10 protein-coding genes are annotated in these 10,380 nt (G+C 71.6%); 8 read left to right on the forward strand and 2 right to left on the reverse strand.

What is annotated here, in order from left to right; all coding sequences use genetic code 11:
* Positions 1-16 precede the first annotated feature (16 nt).
* Both BKA14_RS00880 and BKA14_RS00885 read right to left on the reverse strand, forming a co-directional pair.
* Positions 17-2,827, reverse strand: coding sequence for an ATP-binding protein (locus BKA14_RS00880; RefSeq protein ID WP_184949037.1), 2,811 nt, complete (start codon positions 2,825-2,827; stop codon positions 17-19).
* A 153-nt stretch (positions 2,828-2,980) separates the two neighbouring features.
* The gene (locus BKA14_RS00885) at positions 2,981-4,567 is read right to left on the reverse strand and encodes a lysyl oxidase family protein (RefSeq protein WP_184949038.1); all 1,587 of its coding nucleotides are present in this window, start codon (positions 4,565-4,567) and stop codon (positions 2,981-2,983) included.
* Positions 4,568-4,854: 287 nt separating this feature from the next.
* Between BKA14_RS00885 and BKA14_RS00890 the strand changes: the two genes are divergently transcribed.
* The 8 genes from BKA14_RS00890 to BKA14_RS00925 all read left to right on the forward strand — a co-directional run bounded on the left by BKA14_RS00890 (position 4,855) and on the right by BKA14_RS00925 (position 10,286).
* A complete protein-coding gene (locus BKA14_RS00890; protein WP_184949039.1) occupies positions 4,855-5,670 on the forward strand; it encodes a transporter substrate-binding domain-containing protein in 816 nt (271 codons plus the stop codon).
* A 36-nt stretch (positions 5,671-5,706) separates the two neighbouring features.
* Positions 5,707-6,468 carry an amino acid ABC transporter permease gene (locus BKA14_RS00895; RefSeq protein ID WP_239092836.1) on the forward strand — a complete coding sequence of 254 codons (762 nt, stop codon included), beginning with the start codon at positions 5,707-5,709 and terminating at the stop codon, positions 6,466-6,468.
* 5 nt (positions 6,469-6,473) lie between these two features.
* Positions 6,474-7,250, forward strand: coding sequence for an amino acid ABC transporter ATP-binding protein (locus tag BKA14_RS00900; RefSeq protein WP_184949041.1), 777 nt, complete (start codon positions 6,474-6,476; stop codon positions 7,248-7,250).
* Positions 7,251-7,339: 89 nt separating this feature from the next.
* The gene (locus BKA14_RS00905; protein ID WP_184949042.1) at positions 7,340-7,975 is read left to right on the forward strand and encodes a HEAT repeat domain-containing protein; all 636 of its coding nucleotides are present in this window, start codon (positions 7,340-7,342) and stop codon (positions 7,973-7,975) included.
* The gene (locus BKA14_RS00910; protein ID WP_184949043.1) at positions 7,962-8,948 is read left to right on the forward strand and encodes a MerR family transcriptional regulator; all 987 of its coding nucleotides are present in this window, start codon (positions 7,962-7,964) and stop codon (positions 8,946-8,948) included. The genes BKA14_RS00905 and BKA14_RS00910 overlap by 14 nt, the downstream gene beginning before the upstream one ends.
* 147 nt (positions 8,949-9,095) lie before the next feature.
* Complete coding sequence (locus BKA14_RS00915; protein ID WP_184949044.1) at positions 9,096-9,644, forward strand: hypothetical protein; 549 nt, start codon at positions 9,096-9,098, stop codon at positions 9,642-9,644.
* A 66-nt stretch (positions 9,645-9,710) separates the two neighbouring features.
* Positions 9,711-9,890 carry a hypothetical protein gene (locus tag BKA14_RS44855; protein ID WP_308441434.1) on the forward strand — a complete coding sequence of 60 codons (180 nt, stop codon included), beginning with the start codon at positions 9,711-9,713 and terminating at the stop codon, positions 9,888-9,890.
* 9 nt (positions 9,891-9,899) lie between these two features.
* Positions 9,900-10,286: an Atu4866 domain-containing protein gene (locus tag BKA14_RS00925; protein WP_184949045.1), complete on the forward strand. Its 387-nt coding sequence runs from the start codon at positions 9,900-9,902 to the stop codon at positions 10,284-10,286.
* Positions 10,287-10,380 lie beyond the last annotated feature (94 nt).

Here is a 10,380-nt window from a genome sequence, read left to right on the forward strand (position 1 = left end):
TGACGGACGGGACGGCCTACGGGAAGAGGTTGTCCGCGCGCGCCTTGGCCATGGCCTGTGCCTGGCTGTGGACATCCATCTTCTGGTAGACGCGGCGGATCTGGGTTTCCGAGGTGCGCTGGGAGACCCCGCGGGCCCGGGCGATCCCGGCCGCGTCGGCGCCGTCGTAGAGCAGCCGCAGGGTCTCGAACTCGGCCTCGGTCAGCCCGTAGGGCCGGTCGGCCAAGTCGAGGCGGAACTCCCGGGCCAGCCGCACCACGTCGGCCAGCAGGGGCTCCGCGCCCAGCCGGGTGGCCTCCCGGTGCGCCGCCAGCAGCGGCTCGCGGGTGCCGCCGGTGGCCGCGGCCTGGCGCAGGCGGGCGTAGGCGGCCTCGTAGGGCCGGTCCAGCCGGTCCCAGCCCTCGGCCACCTGCTGCCACATCAGGGCCGTGCCGGTGCCCCGCAGCCGTTGCCGTTCGGCCTGGCACAGCCGGACGAGCTGGTCGGTCTCCGGCGTGGACTCGGCCGGCCGGGCCTCGAAACCCTCACGGGCCAGCTGATCCCCGACCTGCATGGCCAGCTTGCGGTCGCTGCGGGCGAGGTCGGCCGCGCAGCGCAGGCCCACCGCGCACAGCCGCAGCCGTTCCAGGCTGTTCTCCCCGTCGTGCAGGGCGGCTACGCCCCGCGCGACCTCGCGTCCGGCCTCGGGCAGGTCGCCGGAGCCGAGCGCGAGCAGGGCCCGGATGGTGTGCAGCGGGCCCAGGAACCGGGGGTCGCCGTTCTCCACCGTCTCGATCGAGGCCAGCAGCTCACGGGCCCGGTCGTAGTCGCCGCGGGCCACCTTGACCTCGGCCAGGGTCAGCCGCGGATAGACGCTCTCGGCGGGCGACCGGTCCAGCAGCATCTCGGCCAGGATCGTCTCCGCGGCGTCCCATTCGCCCAGCATGACCAGGGCTACGCCGGCGTTGTTGGCCAGGATCATGGCCTGGGTGGTGTTGCCGAGTTCGAGCTTGCGCGCCTCGGCCAGGCCGGTCTGTGACGCCTCGGCCGCTTCCCGCAGGTCGCCGGCGGTCTCCAGGATGAGGCCCAGGTTGGCGTAGGCCCGCAGCAGGTCCTCCAGGTGGTTCTCGGCGCGGGCGATCGTGATGGCCTGGTTGAGCCGTTCGACGCCCTCGCCGACGTTGCCCAGCATGCCGTGCGCGAGCCCGGAGACGTTGCGGGCCCGGCCCTCCTCGGCCCGCGCCCCCGCCTCGATCGCCACCCGCAACGCGCCTTCGGCCGTCTCCTTGCCCTCGGCGTACTTCCCGGCGTGCAGCTGGGCCAGCGCCACAGCCGCCAGGACCCGTGCCTTGACGGCCGACGCCGGTGACCCGTCGAGCAGCCCGGCCGCCGCGCGGTAGACCAGCTCCGCCTCCTGGCGGCGGCCCGTCTCCCACAGATAGGTGGCCTGCCGCTCCATCAGGTCGGGCCGGTCGGGGCCGGCCTCGGCGATGGCCGCCTCGATGCGGTTCAGGGCCCGGTCGGCGCCACCCGACCAGCGGGCCGCCTCGGCCGCCGCGACCAGCAGCCGTACGCGGGGCACGCCCGGATCGGCGACCCGTGACCACAGCGTGAGGGCCCGGTCGAACTGCACCTCGGCCGACGTGAAGGCGAAGGTGCGCATGGCCTCGTCGCCCGCCCGCACGGCCGACGCGAACGCCTCCGGCCAGCTGCCCGCCTGATACCAGTGGAGGGCCAGTTCGGCCGCTGCCGACCCTTCGGCCAGGCTCAGGCTCGCGTCGCCGGACAGCGCGCGGGCCATCGCGGTGTGCAGGTCGACACGGATGTCGCGGACGGTCGCGGTGTAGACGGCCTCGCGCAACAGCGCGTGCCGGAAGCGGTACGTGTCCTCGTCGCGTCCGGTGATCAGCATCTGCCGGTTGAAGCACTCCTGCACCGACGCGCCCAGCGCGTCCGGCTCCAGCTTGCTGACCAGGCGCAGCAGTCGCCGGCTAACCGTGCGGCCGGCCACCGCGGCGGCCCGCAGCACCCGCAGCGCGTCGGCGCTGAGATCGTTGACCCGGGCCAGCAGCACCGACTGCAGGTCGGCCGACAACTGCACGCTCTCGGGGCTGCTCAGCGCGCCCGACGCGATCAGCTGCTCGGCGTAGAAGGGGTTGCCTTCCGACCATTTGCGGCACCGTTCGATCAGCGCCGGGTCCAGCCCGTCGTCGAGCAGCGCGCGCACCTCGGCCAGGGTGAACGGGCCGAGTTCGGCGCGCTCGACCCGCCGGGTGAAGTTCGCGCTGGCCAGCAGCTGCCCCAGCGGGTCGGCGGGGCCTGGACCGGCCGTGCGGTGGCTGCACACCAGCAGCAGGCGGCGCCCCTCGGCCCGGGCCTGGGCCAGGTGCCGCACGAGATCGAGGGTGGACGGGTCGGCCCAGTGCAGGTCCTCGATGATGAGCACGAGCGGCTCGCCCACGGCCTCCAGCATCCGCCGCACGTTGACGAACACCTGTTGCGGGCCGGAGATGTGGTCGCCGCGGTCGAAGAAGCCGGTCAACCGGCGGTAGGCCTCGTCGCCGGTCCCGAACTCGCGGCTGTAGTCCTCCAGGATCTCCAGCAACGGCCCGTACGGCATGGGGTCACCGAAGTGCTCCTCGCACGCGCCGGTCAGCACCCGCGCCCCCGCCTCGCGCGCGTCGGCCGCGAACCGGCTCAGCAGCCGGCTCTTGCCGATGCCGGCGTCCCCGCCGATCAGCACCGTGGCGGCCGCGCCCTGCCGCACCCGGTCGAGGCGCTCGGCCAGCATCTTCAGCTCGGCCCCGCGGCCGACGAAGTCAGCCGGGTCCGGTGATCGGTCGGGCATGGACACACGATGGCGCAATCGGCGCGCCGCCTGAACCACCGCTCAGCCGACGGCCGGACCGCCCTCGGTCACCGGATCTGTCGCTTCGGGCGATGCGTTCCGCTTACGGAGGCGCCCCGGCCCCTGGCGGAGGAACCGGGGCGCCGGCTCACGTCAGCCCTTGATGCCGTGGACCGGGGGCACGGTCAGGGTGCGCTTGTCGGGGGTGCCGCCGAGGATGATCTGCCGCAGCGACGAGTTGTTGGTGGTGTCCAGCTCGGCCAGCTTGTTCTCCGGGTTGGCCAGCGTCTGGATGTAGTAGGTGCCGTTGGGCAGGTCGGTGATCTCGAACGACTGACCCGGCCGGTACTGGCTGTAGGTGTCGCCGTTGCCGATGTCGAGGACCTCCCGTACGGCGATCACGGTGTTGGCGCCGCACGACGTCGACAGGTCGGTGTTCTCCGGCCGCCACTTGGCGTTCGGGATCGTGAAGTCGACCGCGTCGGTGTTGGCCAGGCAGAACGCTTCCTTGCCGCTGCGCACGGCCAGCTTCTGGGTCGAGTCGAGCAGGTTGTACTGCGCGAAGTCGGTGAAGTGCCAGTGCAGGTGGCCCTCCCGCGGGTCCCACTCCATCGTGCCCGCCGGCCGGCTGCCCACCTGGTTGCCCTTGGCGTCGAAGAAGTACTGGTACGCGTCCATCAGATCGGTTCCCGTACGGCGGAAACCGTCGACCAGCAGCGGCGACGTGCCCGCGTTCCAGACCGTGGCGCCGAAGTTCACGTACGTCTTGCCGTCCTCGGTGGACAGCGAGATCTCCCACGCCGGCAGCGACCGCAGGTCGGGGCGCGGACCACCCTTCGGGGTCGCCTTGAGCGGCGTCGGGCGCTTCGCGGGCGCGCGCAGCTCGGGCACGTACGCGGAGACCTGCCGCTTGGCGTCGCCCTCGGCGGTGTGGATCGAGTGCTCGTCCGGCTTCTCGACCGCGGCCACCCGGGCGTCGGCCGCCTTCGCGCGGGCCAGGCCGGCCCGGTCGGTCTCGGCGTCCACCACTGACACCTCGACCTTGGCGGTGGCCTGGTTCTGGGGGATGCCGAACAGCTCCCGGTAGACCGGGTTGACGGTGGCGGTGGCGGTGTACTCGCCGACCGGCAGGTCGAACTCCTGTCCGTCGGCGAGCCGCGGCTGGTCGGCGACGGCGGCGTCCCAGCCCGCCTGCACGCCCCAGACGGCGCCCAGCGTGAACGGGTTGTAGTCACCGCAGCTGGTCGGGTACGGGTTCGCCGCGGGGGCGTCGGGCCGGGTGCGCCCGGACGACCACGTGTTGCCGCAGAAGGAGGTCTTGTACTCGGTGACCACCCGGCCCGCCTGGTCGGCGATGCTGATGGTGGTGAAGTCCTTGAGGCCGGAGAAGTCGGTGACCATCCCGGCCGGCAGCGCGACCTTCGTCTTCTTGCCGTTCTTGACCACGGTCCGCTCGGCCACGATCGGCTTGTCGTAGCCGGTGCGCTTGGCCCAGATCTCCAGCGGGTCCTTGCCCGCGATCACGTGCAGGCCCAGGTCGAACGAGAAGTAGATCTCGCCGTCGTAGTTGTACCGCTCGGCGGTCACCTTGGAAGTGGCGGCGACGAACGACAGCGTGGGCGGAGTGGCTGCGGCCTGGGCCACGCTCACTCCGGCCGCGGTCAGCCCGAGCGCCACGGCCACCGCGCCGTACGTCATCAGGCGGGAGCGGCGGCGTCGCTTCTTCAGCGGATCCGTCATGGGGTCCTTCCGGTCGGGCGGCCACCGGTGGAGCGGCCGCTGCCGACACATCTAAGAGTCGAGATGTATGGATCCTGTGAGGTTTCTGTGCGATGGCACGAACCCGGGAGAAGTTCCCACCTCCGGCCGAGACGGTCACCGCCGAAAAATCAGCCGAAAGTCAGATGCGCCGACTGCCTGATGCGTGGACGGCTTGACCTTGATCACCTATCGGTACGGTCGCCTATAGGGAGGGAACGCAATGGAATAGCATGTCCTGACTCACGCGGGGATTTGGGGAGAGACGCATGAACCTGGCCAAGCATGCCCGGCTGGCGGCCGTGGCGCTGCTCGCGATCGGCGCCGTCGCGGGCTGCGCCAAGGACGACACGAGCACCACCACCGAGGGTGGCGTCAAGCTGATCAAGTCGGGCGCGCTCGTCACCTGCACCCACCTGCCGTACGCGCCGTTCCAGTCCAAGGACGCCGCCGGCAAGGTGGTCGGGTTCGACGTCGCGCTGATCGACCTGGTCGCCAAGAAGCTCAGCGTCACGCAGGAAATCGTGGACACCCCGTTCGAGGGCATCAAGTCGGGCGCCGACCTCAACTCCGGCAAGTGCGACGTGGCCGCGGCCGGCATGACCATCACCGACGAGCGCAAGCAGGTGCTCGACTTCTCCGACCCGTACTTCGACGCCACCCAGGCCCTCAACACGCTGCCCGGCAAAGAGGTCAAGACGCTGGAGGAGCTCAAGGGCAAGCGGATCGGCGTGCAGGGCGGCACCACCGGCGACGACTACATCAAGGCGCAGGTCAAGGAGAAGAGCCTGGACCTCGAGGTGGTGGCCTACAAGGACCTGGCCGCGCTGCAGCAGGCGCTGGCCACCAACCAGGTGGCGGCGGCGGTCGGCGACCTGCCGGTGTGGAACGACTACATCAAGGCCAACCCGGGCAAGGCGGTCGTCACGGCCGGCTTCGACACCGGCGAGCAGTACGGTTTCGCCGTCAAGAAGGGCAACGCCGAGCTGCTCAAGGCGGTCAACGACGCCATCTCGGCGTCGCGCACCGACGGCACGTACGACAAGATCTACGCGGAGTGGATCGGCGAGAAGCCGGCCGCGTAACACATGAAACTGACCCCACGGCGCCGGCGACGCCTCTTGCGCGTCGCCGGCTATGTCGTCTTCGCCCTGGTCATCGTCGGCGTGGTCGCGGCCGCCGACTGGGGCCGGCTGTCCGACGCGTTCTTCCGGTCCGACGTCGCCCGGAGCATGTTCCCCGAGGCGATCACTGTCGCGTTGCGCAACACGATCGCGTACACGCTGCTCGCCTTCGCCTTCGGCCTGACCGTGGGGCTGGCCCTGGCCCTGATGCGGTTGTCGTCGATCCTGCCGTACCGCTGGTTCGCCACCGCTTACATCGAGCTCTTCCGCGGCCTGCCCGCCCTGCTGGTGCTGTTCATGGTCGGCTACGGCGTGCCGCTGGCCTTTCCCGACCGTGAGATCCCGGGTGGCGTCTACGGCTCGGTCACCGTCGGGCTGGGCCTGACCGCGGCCGCCTACATGGCCGAGACCCTGCGCGCGGGCATCCAAGCCGTCCCCAAGGGTCAGCTCGAGGCCGCCCGGACGCTGGGCATGTCGCACGCGCGGGCGATGGTCTCGATCGTGCTGCCGCAGGCGTTCCGCATCGTGATCCCGCCGTTGACCAACGAGATCATCCTGCTCACCAAGGACACTTCCCTCGTGTACGTCCTGGGGGTCACGTCGTCGACGATCGAGCTCACCAAGTTCGCCGGCGACGCGCTCAACCAGCGGGTCAACCCGACCCCGCTGGTCGTGGCCGGGCTGCTCTACCTGGTCATCACGCTTCCGCTGTCCCAGGTCGTGCGGGGGCTGGAACGCCGGGCGGCGAGGGAGAGGTGACCGGCATGTCCACGATCGAGATCGACGGTCTGCGCAAGTCGTTCGGCCGGCTGGAGGTGCTGCGCGGCATCGACCTGTCCGTCGAGCCGGGCGAGGTGGTCTGCGTGATCGGCCCGTCCGGTTCCGGCAAGTCGACCCTGCTGCGCTGCGTCAATCTGCTGGAGGTGCCCACCTCGGGCAGGATCCGGGTGGCCGGGGCGGAGGTGACCGACCCCGACGTCGACATCGACGCCGTCCGGCGCGGCATCGGCATGGTGTTCCAGCAGTTCAACCTGTTCGGCCATCTGACCGTACGGGAGAACGTGACGATCGCGCAGCGCCGCGTGCTCAAGCGCGGCCGGGCCGAGGCCGACCGGATCGCGTCGGAGAACCTGGAGCGGGTCGGGCTGTCCGAGAAGGCCGACGCCTATCCGGCCCAGCTCTCCGGTGGTCAGCAGCAGCGCGTCGCGATCGCCCGCGCGCTGGCCATGGATCCGCGGCTGATGCTGTTCGACGAGCCGACCAGCGCGCTCGACCCGGAACTGGTGGGCGAGGTGCTCGCGGTGATGCGGGGCCTGGCCGCCGACGGCATGACCATGCTGGTGGTCACGCACGAGATGGCGTTCGCGCGGGAGGTCGCCTCGCGGGTGGTCTTCATGGACGCCGGCGTGATCGTCGAGCAGGGCCCGCCGGCCCAGGTGTTCGGCCGCCCCCGCGAGGAGCGCACCCGCGAGTTCCTGCACCGCGTGCTCGAACCGACCCGGGTCAGCGAGACGGAGATCGGCGCCCACCCCAAGGACTGAGCGCCGGATCCGCCGTACGAGCCAGCTCGTCCCGGGCTTGACCTTGACACTGTGACAAGGTCTTCACTGGGGTGCTGGAGGTGGTTCCCATGACCCTTGTCTCTGCGCTGAGCGCCCAGGAGTCGTCCGTGCGGCTGCAAGCGGCCCTGGCCGTCGGCACCAGGGCCGACCCCGGGCTGCTGGAGGCGCTGGTGGCCCGGTGCGCCGTCGAGCCCGACTTCTTCGTGCGCGACATGCTGACCTGGGCCCTGACCCGGCTGCCGGCCGAGCTCACCGTGCCCCGGCTGGTCGCCGAGCTCGGTTCGTCCGTCGCGCAGGCCCGCAGCCAGGCGTTGCATACGCTGTCCAAGGTCGGTGACGGCCGGGCCTGGCCCGCGCTCACCCCGTCTCTGCTGCGCGACCCCGATGACGAGGTGGCCCGGGCGGCGTGGCGCACGGCGGTCGCGCTCGTGCCCGACGGCGAACAGGAGGGGCTGGCGGTGGAACTGGCGGCACAACTCGGCCGGGGCGACCGGAACGTGCAGCTCAGCCTGAGCCGCGCGCTGGTCGCGCTGGGCGGCGAGGTCGTTGTGCCGGTGCTGCGGCGGGTCCGGGCCGACCCCGGGATGCAGGCGCACGCTCGCGCCACCGAGATGCTGCTGCGCGACCCCGAGGCGGGCTTCGACGCCGCGATCGAGGAGGCCAAGCGGATCGTCGCGCTGGGCCCGCAGCATGCTGATCGGTGAGGTCGCCCGCCGCTCCGGGGTGAGCACGCGGATGCTGCGGCACTACGACCGGCTCGGGCTGGTGCGCCCGACCGGTCGCACCGTGGGCAACTACCGCGAGTACTCCGGGGAGGACATCCGCCGGATCTTCCACGTGGAGAGCCTGCGGTCGCTGGGGTTGTCGCTCAAGCAGATCGCCCGGGCGCTGGAGGATCCCGGGTTCACCCCGGCCGCGCTGGTCGGTGACCTGATCCGCTGGACGCAGGAACGGCTCGACCGCGAGCAGGAGCTGCTGCAGCGGCTGCGCGCGGTCGACGCCACGCGGCCCGAGGGCTGGCCCGATGTGCTCCGCATCGTCGAGCTCATGCACGGGCTGGGCTCGTCCGACGCGGCCCGTCGCCAGCAGGCCGTGCTGGCCCCGGCCGAGGACGTGCCGGTGCCGGTCGAGTTGCTGGCCGGGGCGGTGCTGACCGAGTCCGACCCCAACGTGGCGGGCGCACTGCGCTGGGCGTTGGCCCGGGCCGGGGCGGACGGGCTGCCGTCGGTGGCCGCGGGCGTCCGGTCCGGCCACGTCGACGTGCGGCGGCGCGCGGTGCTCGCGGTGGCCGGTCTGCCCGGCGACGAGGCCACGGCCGTGCTGGCCGACGCCCTGGGTGACGACGATTCCCTCGTACGGGGAAACGCCGCTCTGGCTCTGGCCCCGCGTGGAGTGGCGGCGGCCGTCCCCGTGCTCGTGACGATGATCGTCGAAGGGGTGAAGGACGTCGACGCGGCCGAGGCGCTGGCGATCCTGGCCCGTGAGCACGGCCACGCCGGCGAGATCGTCGACGCGCTGACCGCCGAGTTGGAGGCGGACGCCCCGGTGCGGATCCGGCTGGCTCAGGCGCTGGTCGAGATCCCCGGCACCGAGGACCTGCTGCGGCGGCTGGCCCGCGACGAGGACAACTCGGTGGCCCTGATCGCCACGGCCTTCCTCACGATGCCCCCGCGTTGACCCGGCACGCCGCTGCCCGGTCGTACCCGGCCGCGCGTGACCTGCTGCTGCTCAACAAAAGACCTGGTGAGAGAACCTCTTCGGGCGGTGTAGCCGCGCTGCGGCCGGGTAGCCGGGGCGGGTCGGAAACGAGTTACGGAGGACCCCTTGGCGAAAGACACCTTGTCCCGTTCGTTGCACGACGTCGGCCTGGCCGCCTGGTTCGGTGGCACCCTGGCCAACGCCGTCGCCCTCAACCCGGCGTCCGCGGAGGCGGACACCGCGAACGGCAGCGGACGTGTGGCGAACACGGGCTGGAACAAGTGGACGCCGGTCAACGCGGCGGCGATCGGCGCGCACCTGGTCGGCAGCGTCGGCGAGCTCGTCGGCAATCGGTCACGGCTGGCGGTGCAGAGCGGGGCCGGTTCGACCGCGCTGGCCAAGACGGGCCTGACCGCGGCGGCGCTGGCCGTGACCGGGTACAGCCGGCTGCTCGGTCGTAAGGTGGCCGAGCAGGAGTCGGTGCCCGTGCTGGCCGGCACCGAACCCGCCGCCAGCACTCCGGAGAAGGTCTCGAAGGCGCAGCGGCAGCTTTCCGCGTTGCAGTGGGTGGTCCCGGTGCTGACGGGCGCGCTGATCGTCGTCAGTTCGCTGGCCGGCGAGCAGCAACGGGCGAGCGAGGTCAAGAAGGGCTTCCTGGCCCGGCTGACCGGCTGACCACGACGGCTCTCCCTCCGGGCGGCCACTCGGGACCGCAGCCGGCCGAGTTCTGCTGCGGCCCGGGTGCCCGGTTCGGCCCGGCTGGTCGTCGCGGCGGGTTCCCCCGTCGTGCTCAGCAACTCACGCGGCCCGGAGACCCTGGCCGAGCTGGTCGAGGAGCTGAGCCCGCCGGCCCGGGCAGCCACATTCGGGCTGACTGGGTGGGTGCGGCACACCCTGAACGGCGGGCGCGAGCGAACCTAGCGTGGGGGCATGCGCAAATTCCTGATCACGTCCCTGCTGCTCGCGACCGCCGGGGTGCTGGCCGCGAGCAAGACCGCACCGGCCGGCCGGACCCACCCGTACGTGGGGATGTGGGTCACCGCCGACAACCACATCAGGCAGGAGCTGCTGCCGGACAACCGCTACGACGAGGCCCGCGGCACCAGGGCCAGCGCCTACACGGGCCGCTACGAGGTGAACGGCAACCACATCGACTACTGGGACGACTCCGGCTTCACCGCCGACGGCCGCTTCGAGGGCGACGTTCTCCATCACGGCGGTTACCTGTTCTACCGCGAGGGAAGCGAGGCCCATCGAAACGCGGTCAGTGGGGCCGCCGGAAGCCCCGGCACGGCGTCAGCAGAGTCCTCACGGTAGACCGTCTCCTAGCAGCCACCCGCACGACGGATCGGGCGATCTGCGAGCCACGGGGTGACAGCCGGACAGTGTGTCGTTGCGGCTGTCACCCCGC

It is taken from the genome of Paractinoplanes abujensis (genome assembly GCF_014204895.1).
In the GTDB taxonomy this organism is placed as follows: Bacteria; Actinomycetota; Actinomycetes; order Mycobacteriales; family Micromonosporaceae; genus Actinoplanes; species Actinoplanes abujensis.